This is a genomic window from Siphonobacter sp., from assembly GCF_048595215.1.
Taxonomy (GTDB): domain Bacteria; phylum Bacteroidota; class Bacteroidia; order Cytophagales; family Spirosomataceae; genus Siphonobacter.
This window is the reverse complement of the sequence record NZ_JBMDWJ010000197.1, coordinates 1-17,329: the sequence shown is the minus strand read 5'-3', so window position 1 is coordinate 17,329 and position 17,329 is coordinate 1. Positions and strand designations below refer to the sequence as shown.

At 50.3% G+C, this 17,329-nt stretch carries 14 protein-coding genes; 9 read left to right on the top strand and 5 right to left on the bottom strand.

From position 1 onward, the window contains the following. The first annotated feature begins 192 nt into the window (after positions 1–192). Positions 193–1,275 (top strand): catalase family protein, encoded by a 1,083-nt coding sequence (locus ACOJTG_RS11955; protein WP_420154018.1) that lies wholly within the window; start codon positions 193–195, stop codon positions 1,273–1,275. 2 nt (positions 1,276–1,277) lie between these two features. Here ACOJTG_RS11955 and ACOJTG_RS11950 read toward each other — a convergent pair whose 3' ends face one another. Continuing rightward, positions 1,278–1,868, bottom strand: a complete 591-nt coding sequence (locus ACOJTG_RS11950; protein WP_420154017.1) for an alpha-ketoglutarate-dependent dioxygenase AlkB family protein — start codon at positions 1,866–1,868, stop codon at positions 1,278–1,280. Between the two features lie 88 nt (positions 1,869–1,956). Here ACOJTG_RS11950 and ACOJTG_RS11945 point away from each other — a divergent pair, with 88 nt between their 5' ends. From ACOJTG_RS11945 to ACOJTG_RS11910, 8 genes are all read left to right on the top strand, one after another. Next, positions 1,957–2,952: an SMP-30/gluconolactonase/LRE family protein gene (locus ACOJTG_RS11945; RefSeq protein ID WP_420154016.1), complete on the top strand. Its 996-nt coding sequence runs from the start codon at positions 1,957–1,959 to the stop codon at positions 2,950–2,952. Positions 2,953–3,374: 422 nt separating this feature from the next. Further along, a complete protein-coding gene (locus ACOJTG_RS11940) occupies positions 3,375–3,986 on the top strand; it encodes a class I SAM-dependent methyltransferase (RefSeq protein ID WP_420154015.1) in 612 nt (203 codons plus the stop codon). A 451-nt stretch (positions 3,987–4,437) separates the two neighbouring features. Further along, entirely contained in the window at positions 4,438–4,806 is a 369-nt protein-coding gene (locus ACOJTG_RS11935) for a sugar 3,4-ketoisomerase (protein WP_420154014.1), read from the top strand. After that, complete coding sequence (locus ACOJTG_RS11930) at positions 4,803–5,912, top strand: DegT/DnrJ/EryC1/StrS family aminotransferase (RefSeq protein WP_420154013.1); 1,110 nt, start codon at positions 4,803–4,805, stop codon at positions 5,910–5,912. Before ACOJTG_RS11935 ends, ACOJTG_RS11930 begins: the two co-directional genes overlap by 4 nt. A gap of 154 nt (positions 5,913–6,066) precedes the next feature. After that, a complete protein-coding gene (locus ACOJTG_RS11925; RefSeq protein WP_420154012.1) occupies positions 6,067–6,996 on the top strand; it encodes a glycosyltransferase family 2 protein in 930 nt (309 codons plus the stop codon). Continuing rightward, entirely contained in the window at positions 6,993–7,763 is a 771-nt protein-coding gene (locus ACOJTG_RS11920; protein WP_420154011.1) for a class I SAM-dependent DNA methyltransferase, read from the top strand. Before ACOJTG_RS11925 ends, ACOJTG_RS11920 begins: the two co-directional genes overlap by 4 nt. Further along, positions 7,756–9,336 (top strand): hypothetical protein, encoded by a 1,581-nt coding sequence (locus ACOJTG_RS11915; RefSeq protein WP_420154010.1) that lies wholly within the window; start codon positions 7,756–7,758, stop codon positions 9,334–9,336. Before ACOJTG_RS11920 ends, ACOJTG_RS11915 begins: the two co-directional genes overlap by 8 nt. A 134-nt stretch (positions 9,337–9,470) precedes the next feature. After that, positions 9,471–10,628, top strand: a complete 1,158-nt coding sequence (locus ACOJTG_RS11910) for a zinc-dependent alcohol dehydrogenase (protein WP_420154009.1) — start codon at positions 9,471–9,473, stop codon at positions 10,626–10,628. Between the two features lie 81 nt (positions 10,629–10,709). On the opposite strand, the gene ACOJTG_RS11905 is transcribed toward ACOJTG_RS11910, so the two are convergent. From ACOJTG_RS11905 to ACOJTG_RS11890, 4 genes are all read right to left on the bottom strand, one after another. Next, positions 10,710–12,383, bottom strand: coding sequence for a RagB/SusD family nutrient uptake outer membrane protein (locus ACOJTG_RS11905; protein WP_420154008.1), 1,674 nt, complete (start codon positions 12,381–12,383; stop codon positions 10,710–10,712). Positions 12,384–12,393: 10 nt separating this feature from the next. Beyond that, positions 12,394–15,738 (bottom strand): TonB-dependent receptor, encoded by a 3,345-nt coding sequence (locus ACOJTG_RS11900; RefSeq protein WP_420154007.1) that lies wholly within the window; start codon positions 15,736–15,738, stop codon positions 12,394–12,396. A gap of 293 nt (positions 15,739–16,031) precedes the next feature. Continuing rightward, positions 16,032–17,090, bottom strand: a complete 1,059-nt coding sequence (locus tag ACOJTG_RS11895) for a FecR family protein (protein WP_420154006.1) — start codon at positions 17,088–17,090, stop codon at positions 16,032–16,034. An 85-nt stretch (positions 17,091–17,175) separates the two neighbouring features. Next, a partial coding sequence (locus ACOJTG_RS11890) for a sigma factor-like helix-turn-helix DNA-binding protein (protein WP_420154066.1) occupies positions 17,176–17,329 on the bottom strand: 154 nt, incomplete at its 5' end.

Here is a 17,329-nt window from a genome sequence, read left to right as displayed (position 1 = left end):
AGTTTCGGGATAAAAGCCAGTGGGACATCCGAAAGCGGGCCTTTATGCTTTGAATTTTCAAAAAAAATGTTCCTTCCCTGTATTCCGTTTCCAATAATGAGTCCGGATGAACTGCTTCGGTCGCTAGTACTTCTTTCTTTGGTAGGCAGGATTTTTTAGTACCCTTAAAGCTTTAACCAGCTCTGTACCTCCATGCATACGTACGTACCTTACTCCGACGAAATTGAAGTAATTCAACCCCGGGAAGAAGAAATTTCCAATGAAATTGTCGAATCAATGGCTCGGATCAATCGCCTGATGTTCGACAAATACCGTCACGCCATCCGCGATGCTCACGCCAAAAGTCATGGTATTCTCAAGGCAGAGTTGCACGTCTACCCGAATCTGCCGGAACCACTGGCTCAAGGCGTGTTCCGGGAACCGCGAACGTATCCGGTTATTGTCCGATTTTCGACGGCTCCGGGCAGTATTCAGCCCGACGGCGTTGGGGCTCCGCAAGGCATGGCTCTCAAGCTTGTGGGAGTAGAAGGTCCAAAATTTCTTCCGGAAGAGGCCGATGCCGTCACGCAGGATTTTCTGCTGGTGAATAATCCCGTCATTCCTTTTGGTACAATTTATCAATACCTAAATCAGCAGAAAACGCTGGAACGCGAGGCAAAAAATCCCGAGCAAATGCAAAAACTGATTGCTCAGGCGGGTCGAACAGCCAATAAAGTACTGGATGCTTTGGGTATTCAAAAGGAGATTGCGGGCGTGCAGGTCAAACACATTTTGGGCGAAACCTTTTTCAGTATGGCTGCCCTTCGCTACGGAGATTACGTAGCGAAAGTACGGGCAACGCCGTTATCCACTTCGGTCAAACTACTGACCGGCGAAGAAATCGATACGAGCAACCATGATTCAGCCATTCGGGATGCGGTCGTAAAGTTTTTCAAAAAGCAGTCGGCGGCATACGAAATTCAGGTACAGCTCTGTACTGATCTTCAAACGATGCCCGTGGAAGATGGATCGGTAGAATGGCCCCAGCAGCAGAGCCCGTATCAGCCCGTCGCCCGGCTGGTCATTCCTGCTCAGGACGCTTATAGTCCCGCCCGCCGTGTCTATGCTGACGACGTACTCTCCTTCAATCCGTTTCACTGCCTGCCCGAACATCGGCCGCTGGGTAACATTATGCGAATACGCCGTAAAGCCTATGAGGTATCATCGCAGTACCGTCACCACATGAACGCCCAGCCCCGCCTGGAACCCCGTCGTATCGAGGATTTGCCCGAATAAATTTAGAGGTATAGCGTCCGGAAGGTCAGATTGATGCGGGGCTCGGTGGGTTGATTCGTACGCGGAATGCGATGTTCCCAGTAGTGCTGCGTTTCGCCCTGCATCAGAAGCAAACTGCCGTGGGTTAATTCTACGGAACGAATCAGCTTTTTGTCGGTGTAATGCCGAAACTGAAAGATCCGACTGCCTCCCAGACTCACGGAAGCAACTACTGGACGGGTACCGAGCATTTTTTCATTATCACGGTGCCAGCCCATGGCGTCCTGCCCGTCACGGTATAGGTTCAGCAGTACATTGGTAAAACGATCATCTGGGTCAATACGATCTTTAATGAACCGCAGGGCTGGCGTCCAGGCGGTAGGTTGCATGGTAATGCCCGAGTACGTATACGCCTTGTCTGGATCGCCCGCCCAGGCCGTTAGACGCGGCTGCATGACTTCCTTACCGAATATCCGGATGGGCTCCTGTTTCCAGGGAATTTCGTGGTACAACTGCTGAAACAGGGCATCGCTTTCTTCGCTTGAAAAAAACGATTCGTAGAAAAAGGCTTCGCCCTGAAAGGGTAACAAATTGGGGAGCTGGTTTGTATTCATTCGCATCAAAACTACTAACGCTTGCTTGGGTACTCAATCCGAAACTTGCGAAAGATGTTTATCTTTGAAAACCTCTGAATCTTCTTTTATGAAACGATTGCTTCTGCTTTTCAGTACCCTTTGCTGGGCCTATGCGTTATCGGCTCAGGTTTATCCGACGCTGGGAAAAGTGGTACGCCTTGACCCGGCTCTGGAGACCATTCTTCCGGCCCATGCCACCATCGAAGTGCTGGCGTCCGGTTTTCAATGGACCGAAGGGCCCGTCTGGGTACGCAAAGGCGGATACCTCCTCTTTTCGGATACGAAGCAAAACACCATTTTTAAGTGGCACCCTACCGAAGGCCTGAGTACCTTTTTAAAACCAGCCGGTTATACGGGAACTGGTAGCTACGGGGACGAACCCGGATCCAATGGATTGATTCTCAATAGTAAAGGCGAACTAGTTGCCTGCGAGCACGGGGATCGACGCCTGTCGGTTATGCCTCTATCGGGTGGCGGAAAGCGTACCCTGGCCGATCAGTGGCAGAGCAAACGCCTGAATTCGCCTAACGATGTTTGTCAGCATTCTTCCGGAGCTTACTATTTTACCGACCCGCCGTATGGCCTTCCTCAGAAAGAAAAGGATAAAACCCGCGAAATTGAAGCCTTCGGGGTATACCGAATCGATCCTACGGGTACCGTTACGCAAGTTATCAACGATTTAAAACGGCCGAACGGCGTGGCTTTATCCCCCGATGAAAAAACCCTGTACATCGGTCAGTCGGATGATACGCAGCCGTACGTGATGGCCTACCCCGTTCAGCCCGACGGCTCCCTGGGTAAGGGCCGAATCTTCTACGATCTTACCGCACTGAATCGCCAGGGCTTATCCCGGGCTCCGGACGGTTTGTGTACGGATGTTCATGGAAATGTGTACACCACGGGGGGCGGCGGCTTATTGATTTTGAGTCCCCAAGGCAAGCTTCTGGGCCGTCTGGAGCTGAGTACTGCTACGTCCAATTGTTCCTTTAGTCCGGACGGATATCTGTACATAACCGCAGAAAACTACCTATGTCGTATCAAAACACTTACAAAAGAGCAGTAAGAGCGTAAGTGTTTATAACGTATAGTTTAAAACGGTACTCTACGAATGAGACCCTATTTCTGGCTTCTAAATCATCGTAAACTATCCTTTAAATCCCTGATTTTAAGAGCCCCTTATTCAATAAAAGGGTTTATAGAGCTGCCGCGTACAACTACTTTTATTCCCGTTTTATAGACTTGGACTCCTTAGTATCCTAAGTATATCTACCCAAACCCTTCCTTGAAAGCAAGTAACTAACTGGTAATCAATAAAATTTTATAGGTTTACCGTTGGATTTCCCCGCCGATCAGACTTTCTTTGAATTAGGCTGTCTCTACTTTTCCTGGAGCAATTCTTCGCTCCTCTGACAGCTCCGCCCGTTTCCTTACCCGAATACCAAAACACGTATATTCTCAACTGATTTAATGTCAGACCGAACCACTATGAACACTTATCATGAGTATGTTATTCACAACGGAGAATTTATTGGCAAATTTGAAGAGATGTACCAGCGATTCGATGATCCCTGGAGGCAGTCCAGTCAGCCCAATCCCTACGGCCGTCAATGTGCTATTCTCAATTTGAAACGCTTTGGCATTGACTCACTCATTGAATTTGGCTGTGGTTTAGGGTATTACAGTAATTGGATTCACCAAGAAACGGGTATTATCCCGATGGCGTATGATATCAGCGAAACGGCTATTACTAAAGCTCGCCAGCAGTTTCCTACGCTGGATTTTCGCACGGGTGACATCGTAAAAGTGCTTCAGGAACCCTTGCCCGTTGATGCCATACTACTGGCTGAAATTGGCTGGTATATCCTTCAGGATCTGGACGAAATTATTGAGCTGCTTTACAAAAATTACGCGGGCAAATACCTGCTTAATAATCAGGTATTTTACAAGGGTACGCAGCGTTTTGGCCGAGAGTATTTCACTACCCTTCAGGAATACATCGATTACATGCCTTTCAAGCTTATCGGGTATACGGAAGCGACGACGGTCGAAGATTCCACCATTGACACATCGACGCTTTTTAAAATAGAGCCTAAATAAAACTTTGAAGGAAACGGTCCCTATTTCCGGCCTGTTTGTACTAGAAAACTGAGCTTTCAGGTCACTCGTCTAAAACCATCCTTACGGGGACACTTTTTATCGAACTTACTCCAACGTCCGGTTCTGATGGGTCGTTTCAGAAATTCTTTTGCCTTGTTTTTTCCGCACAAGTCATTTAATCTTTTTAATAGAATTCTAATTCCGCTCGACTAAATGACATTTTATTGCTACTTTTCGATTCAAACAAGCGACCAAAGAATTAATTCCGGTGAATAACTCAGTCCAAACTTCTCTTGTCTTTCCTAAGGGTAAGACGCTATTTTTTATAGTCAAGCAAACATGCATGCTGTTTTCATTTTGCAGTATAAATGGCAACTATTGAGGAACGTCCCGCCGCTACGATTACCCCAAGCACTCTATTCACATCTCTATAACTTTATAAGTTCGTTTCATGGCCACTCTATTAGAGCTGGAGACATTCGGTACCGCCGAGATCGGTTATCTGGGAGTATTTGAAAAAATATTACCAGGAGATATCAAACGGGCCTTTTTTGTGTACGGTGTTCCTTCGGATCGCCAACGGGCCAAGCACGGCCATTTGCAGTCCCATCAGGCTTTAGTTTGCTTGAACGGTAGCTGTCGGATTGAAATTACGAATCAATCAGGAACCACGCAGTATGACTTAAACTCCCCCCAAAAATGTTTAGTCGTTGAACCCGCCGACTGGCTGATGATGGATCAGTTTTCGAAAGGTTCCGTTTTATTAGTACTTTCTAATTATTATTACGATTTAGACGACTATTTCTACGAAAAACCATGATTGCCCATTTGGACTTGGGTCGGGAAAACCGACCTTACGAAACGGAGCTGTTAGCCGCGGCTCAACGCGTGCTTACTTCTGGATGGTACATTCTGGGAAAGGAACTAGCGGCCTTTGAAACGGAGTGGGCAGCCTACTGTGGCACCTCTCACTGTTTGGGGGTTGGCAATGGACTGGATGCGCTGACACTGATTTTCAAAGCCTTGGAACTCCCCGCAGGTAGTGAAGTGATTGTCCCCGCTCATACCTACGTGGCTTCCGTACTGAGCATTACTAATGCTGGCTTTATTCCCCGCTTTGTGGAGCCGGATACTGCTACCTATAACATTGACCCCCAAGCCGTTGAAGCCCAGATCACTGAAAAAACACGGGCGATTTTGGTAGTACATTTGTACGGCAAATGCTGTGACATGAAGCCCATCTGGGAGCTAGCCCGTCGGTATAATCTGAAGATTGTGGAAGATGCGGCACAGGCTCACGGAGCTCTCTATCAAGGTCAGAAGGCGGGAAATTTGGGTGATGCGGCGGCTTTTAGTTTTTATCCGACCAAGAACCTGGGAGCCCTGGGTGACGCAGGAGCCGTCACGACGAATGACGCTGAGCTGGCCCGTCGCGTTGGACTACTCCGCAATTACGGCTCGGAGATAAAATACTACAATGAGCTACAGGGAACCAATAGTCGTCTGGATGAAATACAGGCGGCCTTGTTGCGAGTAAAGTTACCACACCTGGAGGCTGACAACACACGGAGACGGCACATTGCTCATCGGTTTTTAACGGAAATCCATAGTTCCCTTTTACAATTGCCCCCGGCTCAAACCTACGATCAGGACGTTTGGCATTTATTTGTAGTACGGGCCCGGCAACGGGAGGAATTCATGGCGTATCTGGCTGAACAAGGGATTCAAACCGCCATTCACTATCCCGTGGCCCCGCACCAGCAAGCGGCTTACGCCGAATACCACCACCTTTCGCTGCCGCTAACGGAACAATTACATCGTGAAGTCGTGAGTTTACCCCTGTACCCCACCCTGACGGACCAGGAAGTGGACCAAATTATTCAAGCGGTGAACGCCTACAGCTTAGTGGTAGCGAATGAGGTATAATATTTTCGATTTTCAGTCTACTGTTTTCAGTGGGAAAGGCTACCGTTGAAGGTCTATTAACTATTGGGCTTTCGGCGTTTCTTAGCGGCGTAACTTTTTTGGTACACATTAAACCAAAACTGGAAAAGGAAACTCAAAACTGAAAATTCTACGCATGGACATCAGTGTCATCATTCCGGTGTATAAGAGTGAAACAACCATTGCCCCGCTGGTCGAACGGATTCTGTCAACCCTGCGGACGTACCGGATGGAAATTGTACTGGTGAACGATGGAAGTCCGGACCATTCGGAAGCCATCTGTACGGAACTGGCTGAACGTTTTCAGCACGTGAAGTTCATTTCACTTCGCCGCAATTTTGGCGAATTCAACGCCGTCATGTGTGGCCTGCATTACGCCACAGGTCGTTACTGCGTGATGGTCGACGATGATTTTCAAAACCCGCCTTCCGAAATTCTCAAGCTCGTCGCCGAAGCCGAACGCGGTCAGTATGACGTCGTATATTCCTATTACCAGACCAAGCAACATTCGCTTTTTCGCAATACGGGCAGTTGGGTCGTTAATCAGATGACGACCCGACTGCTCGACAAACCCCGCGATCTGTACTTGTCGAGTTTCAAACTGATCCGGCAAGAGGTCGTACGGGAGATGATTCGCTATACAGGACCGTATCCGTACCTCGACGGACTTATTTTCCGCGTGACTCGTAATGTGGGCAAAGTAGCCGTTGAACACCATAAACGCGAGGGCGGCTCCAGTTACACCCTACGGAAACTCATTTCCCTGTTTCTCAATATTCTCTTCTGCTATTCACCCCGACCCATTCGGCTCGTTACGAACACGGGCTTCGTCTTAATTCTCCTGAGCATCCTGGGTAGTTTAACCGAACTGGCAACTTCGTTCTTAAGCAAACACTTACCCGAAACGGACCACCTGATCTGGCTCACGGTCATTTTTCTGGGGGGAATTCAACTCATCGGGCTGGGTTTAGTGGGCGAATACATCGGGAAAATATTCATGACGCAAAACGGACTGCCCCAGTTCGTCGTCAAAAAAACGATCCTTCCGAAAGAAATTTTTTCATGATTGGTAAACGTCAGGAATACGAACGGATGCACGCCACCGAGCAGTCGCTCTGGTGGTATCGAAGTCTCCACCGGCGAGTAGCTCATACCCTCACCCAACGCTTCGGGGAACGAAAAGACCTAGTTATTCTGGACGCGGGCTGCGGTACGGGAGGGCTCCTCGAAAGTCTGCGTCAGCAAGGTTACCAGCGGCTGGAAGGCTTTGATGCTTCCGAAGATGCCGTTGCTTTTTCGCGGGAACGCGGCTTCGAAGTCGCCTTCCATAACCTGCTGGCGGTTGAAAGTTATCACCCGACCCGAACGTACGATGTCATTATCTGCAACGATGTATTCTGTTATCTGAACGATTCGCAAATTATTCAGATTTTGAAGGAATTCCGGCGGCGACTCCGGCCCGGTGGTGTATTCATTACCAACAATAATGCTTTCTCCTGGCTGGGTGGTACGCACGCGGTAGCTCTGAAAATCTCCAAGCGATTTGTCCTGTCGGAATTAACTGCATACGCTCAGCAGGCGGGTTTTCACGTCTGGAAAGGCGGCTACTGGAGTTTTCTGCTATTTCCTCCCATTGCGGTCGTTCGGAGTTGGCAAAACCTGCAACTCAAAAGGGGCTGGGTCAATGCAGAAACGCTGTCTTCGGACGTACACTTGCCCGCTGCTCCCGTTAATCAGCTATTGAATGGTTGCATGAAACTGGAGGAAACGCTCTTACCGCTGGCTCCGCTGGGTAGTTCGGTATATACTGTAATGGAAGTAACCCATGGCTGAACCCGTGTGGATTCGAATACTGCTGCTGGTCAGCTGGTTTCTGGTTTTGCTGTACGTCTGGGGCAATCAGAAACGGACGGAAAATGCTCCCTGGCTTTTCTATGTACTCATCGGCCTGGTACTGCTTAGTCGTAGCTCAAACATCGTACAGTACGAACCTAACGTAGATACCAGTACTTGGCTAACGAGTACGCTCACCATCCGACGGGCTTCCGATCCGGTCTGGACCTGGCTAAATTATACGGACGGACGGCCCTTCACGGTTGCTCCCCTCTGGTTAGCGAGTCTTCTGGGCCTACCCCTCACCTACGGCGGAGCCGAATGGCTTAGTGTGATTTTATGGTGCATTACCCTGGTGGCTTTGGCGGGAATACTCAAAGCCCTCGGCTGGAAATCCGGAAGGGCTTTTATTTTCGTGGCGGCACTAGCGGCTTTTGTTGGTACCACGGGCTACATCGACCACGTAGCCTACAACTCGGAAGTCGCCAGTATGTGGTTGCTGGCCCTGGCTCTCTGGGGCTTTTTTTACTGGGCCGAACGCCCAGTAACCTGGGGTGCCCTGGTAGTGGGGGTGCTCCTGGGATTACTGCCTTACGCCAAATTTCAGAATGCTCCCATGGGACTGGTCGTTGCCGCTTTTGCAGGCTTTACCTGGTTGCGGTCCCGCCAGTGGATGGCCGTAGTTCTGTTGGGCCTTGGCGGTTTGTTGCCTACGCTGGGCTTTGTGGCGTACTACGCAGGCTTAGGCCAGCTAGAAACGTTCTGGAATCACTACTTCCTATATTATTTCTACTACAGCTATACGGACGAGTTTTCGAAACTGACCACCTGGGAACGCTTCACGCCCGTACGCTTTCTGTACCTGACCCTGGCCAGCCCGGATATGCGTTGGTACGCGGCCGGTCTCCTGCTCGCAACAGCCGGGTTGTTCGTCCATTTCCTGCGAAAAACAAAAACTACGTACGACTGGCTCGCTCTGGTTCTGTTACTGACCACCTACTACGCGATGTTGCAGTCAGGCAATAATTTTCACCATTACGCCCTGTACGTCCCTTTTCTGGTACCGGTTGCTCTTGGCATCTGGGCCCGGGATTTACCCATTCGTACGCAGAAAACGGTACTGAGCATCGTCTTACTGGCCGCTGGATTTCAGGCGGGTTATAATCTCAATCAACGCGGACCGGTACAGCCTACGGCGAATGAACCACTGACCCAACGCGTGGCTTCGGTCATTCGGGCGAATAGTAAACCCGAAGAACGGATGGTACTCTGGGGTTGGTTCGATCGCCTGTACGTGTACGCTCAACGGCCCATGGGTTATCGGTATCCGTATACCATTGGTATTTTCTGGCCCAGTCCGCTGCACGACGTTCGGGTCAAAGATTTCATTCACGATTTGGAAGAAAACCAACCGGCGATTTTTGTGGACGTCTGTGGTACGGCTCTTACTTTTTACGGTACTACCGCCGAACGGCACGAAGCCACCCCTGAAGTGGCCCGGTATATTGCTTCGCATTACCGATTGATTCAGGACATCGAAGGGGTACGGGTGTACAAACGCCTGCATCCCTAGCTTTCAACGGCTCTTTCATTCCGCTTCCCGAAGGTTCATTCGTTCGGGAAGTTTTGTTTTTAGACTGGTACGTTCTTTTGAAGGATCGTTCACCCTTCAACAATCCATACGTCATTCACTCTAAACACTTCTTTATGAAAGCTGCTGTGTTTCACAAAGTCGGCGATATCAGTGTCGATAACGTTGATGATCCCGTTATCGAACATCCCCGCGATGCTCTTATTAAAGTCACTTCAACGGCCATTTGTGGCTCGGATCTGCATATTTACGATGGATTTTTCCCGCAACTCAAAGATCAGATCATGGGTCACGAGTTTATGGGTATTATTGAGGAAGTAGGCTCGGGTGTTAGTAACTTAAAAAAAGGCGATCGCGTCGTAGTTCCCTTTCCCATTGCCTGCGGTCACTGCTATTTCTGTAATCACGGCCTGCAACCCCACTGCGAAAATTCCAATCCCGAGCATTACGGTCCCGAGGGCGGCCTGATGGAAGGTCGCGGCGGTGCTCTATTCGGCTATACGGATTTATACGGCGGTTATCCCGGGGGACAGGCGGAGTACGTACGCGTGCCTTTCGCCGATTACGGCCTGCGAAAAGTCCCCGATCTGCTGCGGGACGAGCAGGTTTTATTCCTTACGGATATTTTCCCAACGGGCTGGTCGGCCATTGACTGGGGAAATCTGAAAGGGGGCGAAACCGTAGCCATTTTCGGTTCGGGTCCGGTAGGGCTTATGGCTCAGAAAGCCGCCTGGATTCGGGGAGCGGGACGGGTGATTGCGATCGATCCGGTGAATTACCGACTCGAACGGGCTAAGAAAGTAAACAAAGTCGAGACGCTTAATCCGCACGAAGTAGACGTTGTGGAAGCCATCCGCCAAATGACCAATGGCCGGGGAGCCGACGTTTGCGTAGATGCCGTGGGGGTTGAAGCCGAGCGTTCGTTCCTCGATAAAATGAAAGCGGTGATCAATTTCGAGAAGGGTTCCATTAAAGTTATCGAACTTTGCATTAAGGCCGTACGGCGGGGCGGCATTGTTTCGGTAGTCGGTGTATATGGTACGCCTTACGATAATTTCCCGATTCACAGTCTGGTCGACAAAGGCCTTTCCATGCGATTTGGTCAGGCTCCAGTACAGAATTACATCGATGAATTATTCCAGCTGGTGGAACAGGATCGCGTCGTACTGGACGACATTATCTCGCACGTCCTGCCGCTTTCGGAAGCTTCCCACGCGTATGACATCTTCAAAAATAAAGAAGATGATTGCGTGAAAGTGGTACTAAAACCCTAAGCGTTTTTATGGGTGTTAACACCAAGGGCCGATAGCAGTACGCTACCGGCCCTTTCGATACATTGAAGGTTAACTTTTGAATTACCAGCCTTCGTTCTGCACCAGATTCGGATTTCGCAGGGTTTCGTCGGTGGTAATCGGTAACACGTACATGGCATTTCGCCAGAGACGATCTTCTACCTTAAATCGTTCGTACCGGAACCCGCCGGGAGCGTTGGCATCCACTACAGGCTTCATGCCGTAAATGGTTTTCTCGGTGTTTTCCGCAATTTTCCAGCGGCGTACATCCCAGAAACGGTGATTCTCGAAAGCCAGCTCAATCCGTCGTTCATTCCGGATGCGTTGCCGCATCTGGGCCTGCGTGAGTCCAGCAGTCAATTCCTTCGCTCCCGCCCGTTTCCGGATCAGATTTACGTACTTCAAAATATCGGCGTTTCCTGGATCGTACTCGTTCAGAGCCTCGGCGTAGTTCAGGTAAAATTCAGCCAGACGGAAAATAATACCGTGTACATCCCGGCCCTGCCCCTGCCCAATGGTGATGTTTTCATCGGCCAGTTTGCGGTTGCTATACCCCGTTCGGGTGCGATCGGTTGCAGTACTTTGCTCGTCTTTTCCACCCGCGTAGGTTTCAATTTTACGTCCTTTCCAGGTTGATCCGTTGTAGGTAATGTCGGCATAGAAGCGAGGTTCGCGGTTCTCGTAAGGGCGAGCTGGGTCGTAGCCGGAGGTCGGATCACTAATGGGTAATCCGTTGGCCATTTCGTAATCATCCACCAGGTTTTGCGTAGGCGATGCCCCCGACCAACCGTTGCTGCCGTATGGGAACAGATAGCGGTCGTAATCCTGATTCGATTCACGCATCCGCACCCAAATTACTTCATTACTCTGCAACGTACGGCTTTTGTACATCTCCTGCCGATCCTTTAGCGTAGGTTCCAGCGTATAATTAAGGTCAATGACGGCCTTGGCGGCATCGGCGGCTTTTTTCCATTTTTCGGGATCCGAAGCGGTCGCATTACTGCTGATATCGGGTCGGAAACCCGTCTTTCCGGCAATGGCCCACAGTGGACTCGCCGAGTACAACAGCATCCGGGCTTTCAGGGCCAGACAGGTTCCTTTGGTTACCCGTCCGACCTGATTGGAAGGATACGTAGCTTCCACGCGTTTGTAGGCTTCATCACAGTCGGCCAGCACCTGCTGCAAACAGGCATCGTACGAACTGCGGGGTTGGTTCAGACCTTCCATGTCCGTCTGTTCCAGTACCCGATTCACGATCAGTACGCCTCCAAACTGCCGCATCAGATCGGCCAAATAGTAGGCCCGCAGGAAGTATACTTCACCGATTCGGTTTTGCAAAAAGCCGGGATTATTGGCATCATCCGGTGTTTTGTACTTTTCAATCCCCTCCAGCAATGTATTAGCCTGCCGAATGGCTACGTAGTTTTCCCGCCAGGTATTACCGATCGGGTTATTGTTACCAGACCAGGAGCCATTGTTGAAACTCATGGAACCCATCCAGGTCGAAGCGTCCTTGGATTCGTCGGTACCCGAAGACATTGAGTAACCACCCAGATACGTATACGGTCCGCGGATGCGGCGGTAGAGATTATTGACAACCTGATCGGTCATGACGAAGCTGGTGAAAATATCTTCGTCCTGCTGCTGGGTTACAGCGGCCCGGTCCAGAAAGTCGCTCTTACAACCCGTGGCCAGTTGCAGAGCCAGAAATAAAGCAAGAATACGCGTATGTTTCATAGCAGTAGGCTTAGAATCTTAAATCAATACCGAGGTTCCAGATTTTTTGAATGGGGTACATGGCTCCGTTACCATCACCAATTTCAGGATCCACCTGAAAATCCTTGAGTTTATCCCAGGTATACAGGTTCATCCCATTGACGTACACCCGGAAGTACGAAAGCCCAATCGGTGCCAGCCATTTTTTAGGCAGTCGGTAGCCCACTTCCAGGTTTTTGATACGCAGATAGTCCGCACTTCGGATCCAGAACGTGGAGCCTCGGTGGTTGTTACCGTTGGTAGAAGCGTGTAAGCGGGGATACGTAGCCGTTGCAGCCGTTTCAGGGGTCCAGCGACCTAGGTGGAAGGGTTTTACTTTTCCACTCTGGAAGAATTCATACACGGCTTCATTGTTGAGCATGACGTCGGTGTGAGCTGCTCCCTGCAACAATACTGACACATCGAAGCCCTCGTAATCCACGCCAATGGAGCTACCGAAGATAATTTCGGGCGTGCGGGCGTAGCCAATGGCCGTTTCATCGAAGCTGGTCTGGACGCGGTCGTACTCGTCGCCCGTCAACTTGCGGTACTTTAAATCACCGGGACCATAAGTTGAAAAGTTTTGGAAGGGGCTGCTTTTCACATCTTCTTCATTCTGGAAGAAACCCTCGGCAATCAGACCGAATTTCGTACCGACGGGGCGTCCCGTACGTCGCATCCAGGGATACGGCCGGGCCACTTCATCCTGATACACAATTTTGTTGCGGGCGAAAGTGACGTTGGGCTTAATGAAGTAATGCACCCGACCGATTTTATTATCATGGGTCAGCTCAAACTCGAAGCCTTTGTTATCGACAATACCGATGTTCTGAGCTTTAATATCCTGACCAAACACATCGGAAAGCGTACTCCGGCTGATGAGAATATTGCTACGCCGCTGACGGAACAAATCGAGTGTAAAACCCAGACGACCACCCCAGAAGCGGGATTCCAGACCGACGTTCAACTGCCGACCGCGTTCCCAGGTTACACCGGGGTTTCCGATGGCCTGCTGGTACCAGCCGTTGGCCCGGGCGGCATTCGTACCGAAGTAGTACGCATCGCCGTCGCCACCACCACCCCAGGACGTAAACCAGAGGAATCGCTGAGCCGCCGATGGATACCGATCCCCGCTGGAACGATCATTCCCTACTTCGCCGTACGAAGCCCGGATTTTAAAGAAGTCATCCGCCCGCAGGTGTTCTTTGAGGAAACCTTCTTCGGAAATTACCCAGCCACCAGAGATCGAGGGAAACAAACCATAACGGCTCTCGCGGGGGAAGTTCTCCGAACCCTGATAGGAAGCACTCACTTCTAGCAGGTATTTCTGCTTGTAGTTGTACGTGCCCCGGAAAAGAAGTGACTGATAAGCGTACGGAATCTGCGAGCGATACTCCTGCAAGCGGCGATTCCAGAGTAACATGCCCGTCAGGTCATGGTCTTTAAATTGACGGTTCCAGTTCAGCGTCGCCTCGAAGTAGGTATTCCGTACGGCATCACCCCCACCAAAGCTACCGTTGGGGTCAATCCGCGTATCCTGGCCGAACTGCTTGTAGCTGGTTATTTGTCCCTGAGCATTATAAATTGGCTCAAACAGAGCATAATTACGCGTGAACGAAGAGTTGGGCGTATTGGTATTGTCATACGAGAACGAAGCCTTTGCACTGAGGTTTTTCGTGATAAAATCAAGTTTCCGGGTTAGAGCAAAGGTGCCTTGTACCGTGTTGTTGTACCAGTGGCGGTAACCTTTCTGCGAGAGTTCTCCGTAAATGTTCTGCGTAAACGTACCGTTGCCAAACATCGAACCATCGGGATTGAAAATCGGGTAAATGGGCGGCATCCGGTTAGCCAGGTTCATGATGTCTCCGGCCGAGTTGTTTCCGTCGGTACGGTCCGTAAGAATCCCCGCTAAATCCAGCCGAGCCGACAACGTGGACGTAATATCCACGTCTACATTGGCCCGCAGGTTGTAGCGTTTCATGATGTTGTTACCGTTATAGCCTTCCTGGTTTTCCTTGGTATGCCGGTAATTTCCTTCCTGAAAGTTATATCCCGCCGAGATAAAATACCGAGCCGTACTACCTCCCCCGCTCACGTTCAGGTTAGCCTGAGCTACGCGAGAAGGCTGCATCAGAAACTTGTAGAAATCCGTGTTGGGCAAGGTACCGTTGCGGTACCCTTCCAGTTGCTGGTCGGTAAAGGCGGGCTGCTGACCGTCATTTCGCAGGGCTTCGTTGTACAGAGTTGCGTAATCGTACGAGCCGAGATACTTAGGCAAACGAGTCGCCTCCTGTACCCCGATGGACGAACGAAAACTCACCTGCGGAGCCCCGGAGCTGCCTCGCTTCGTAGTGACGAGTACAGCTCCGTTGGCACCCCGCATCCCCAGCACGGCGGTAGCTGCGGCATCCTTCAAAATAGTCAGGCTTTCAATGTCGTTCGGATCCAGGTAATCCATGCTCCGTTCGACCCCATCCACCATCACAATTGGTGTGGCGTTGTTGAGCGTATTTACACCCCGGATGTAGAGCGTACTGCCATCGACGCCGGGTTCGCCGCTGCGTTGGGTCGTAATCAAACCCGGCAAACGACCCGCCAGAGCGTTGGTCAGGTTAGATACGGGGCTCTGTACCAGTTCTTTCGTCCCGATCGAAGCTACGGCACCCGTAACGGTCGCTTTTTTCTGCTGACCGTAGGCGACAACAACCACTTCGTTGAGGCTGTTGGTATTGGGCTTGAGCTGTACGTTGAGTTTCGAGCGACCCGTAACGGGCCATTCCTGCTTTTCGTAACCGATGTAACTGAAGACGAGCACTGCTTCGCGGTCGGGTACGTTGATGGCGTAGTTACCACTGGCGTCGGTGGTAATCCCCCGATTCGTGTTTTTGATGGCAACGTTCACGCCGGGCATACCGGTATTGGTTTCGTCGGTTACAGTTCCGATAATGGTCAGGTCCTGTACGCCATTCGCCGCCAGTAGTACACTGTTTTCTTGCGTAGTCAGGGCTTCCTGCTGAGCCATGTGCAGAATAATGGTGGACCCTTTTACCTTGTACCGAATCTGCGAAGCATTTCCGAACAGCGTTTCCAAAATATGGGAAAGCCGCTCGTTCTGAGCCTGTAAGCTCACCTTTCGGGTGGCCTGAATGACCTGCGGACTGTACATGAACTGTACCGCCGCCTGCTTACCGATCTGTCGCAGAGCCGCACTAACTTCTTCATTACTAATGTTCAGGGTGATTCGTTTATTTAGTAGTTCCTGTCCGTTGCCGTCAAACGCGGCGGCCAATGTCGTACACAGAATTACTAATAGAAACTGACATAGAGATAAACGCATGATTCTGAGTAAAATCTTATTCGGTTTCCTATTGTTTTTCATAGATTTGTGGTTGTACTGGTTTGAAAAAAAATTGGTATAACAAGCCCCGTTTCCGGCCGGCGAGGTCGGAGTAGATCTGAGCAAAGATTTGGGACTTTCCGGGCGGAAGATGGTGGTACATCTTCCGCCTTTTTTGTAGTTAGAAGGTACGTTTTGTGAGTGTACTACAGGGGCATAGAGTCATGGTTAAGTGAGTGAAAAAGGATGATATACTACAGCAGCGGCCTCTACTCTTTGGGGTCATTCAAACGTTACTGGCACTTTTTTCCCTGAATAAAGATCTGGCCGTCTCTAACTTCGTAATGGGCGTTTACGGTCCGGCAAATCATATCCAGTTTTTCGAAGAGCGGTTCTTGGCCTAGCTCAGCCGTCAGCTGACAGTCGGAGAAAACGGTACGATTATACGTTATCGGTATTTGATAGGTTTTCTGTAGTTGATCGAAGACCTGAGGTAAGGGGGTCTGGTCAAATGAAAGCGTCTGCCCAATGGCTTCCGGCGTAGGTTGCGGAGCCTCTACCAGCGTTCGCTTCAGCTCGGGTTTCTTTTCCGTGAATACCACCTGCTGATTGGGCGTCAGAATGACCGGCTTGGCCTTTTGCTGCGTCGTTCGGGTAAATACGGCCACTTTCCCCGTGCGTACCATCACTTGTACGTTTTTTTCGAACGAACGAATGGTAAAGCTGGTACCTAACACTTTTGCCACCAGCTCGTGAGCATAAACCACGAATGGCTGCTCCGGATTGCGGGTTACTTCAAAGAAGGCCTCCCCTTCCAGATAGACGTTACGTTGCTTTTCATCAAACGTTTTCGGGAACCGGACCTGACTGCCGGGTTCGAGTTTAACCCGGCTGCCATCCATCAAAGTCAGCAACTGAGGCGACGAAGTGCGATTGGTAATTGTACGCAACTCCGTCGTCTTCGTCGCTTCAACGTGGGTCGTACGAAACAAGGGCTGGTAAACGTAATACAACAGGCTTCCCATACCCGCAACCAATACAACGGCAGCGGCTACGCGAATTTTCTTCCAAAAATGAGGTTGAGTGGGTAAGGTTTTGGCTTCACGGGAGAGACGAGCATCAGTAATCCGGTTTATCTGTTGTTCGAAATCGCTGTTGGAGAGGTTTTCCTGAGCTTCCCGCAGGGCTTCGATGAATTGCCGGGCCGTCCAGACGAAGTCCGCTCGCTGCGGATGCGTTTGCAGCCAGTTTTCCCAAAAAAGGTTATCCGCTACGGTCGGTTTTAGTACCCATCGACGAAAGGCCTCATCTCCGATAAAATCTTCAACCTGATAGTGTACATAATCAACCATAACGAGCAGCAGGCTAGGTAAAACCCCGTTTTATAAGGAAATAGTACAAGCCTTGGCGATCTTACTCAAAATGGATTGACTTTTTTTAAGCAAACGAAGTAAAAAAAGGTAAGAGCATGATTCTCACTAACATAGGAATCTGATTTTTTAGTTGATACAAGGCCCGATGCAGGGTATTGGCCGCCGATTGCCGCTCGATTCCCATGATCTGAGCGATTTCTTCGTTATCGAGGCCTTCG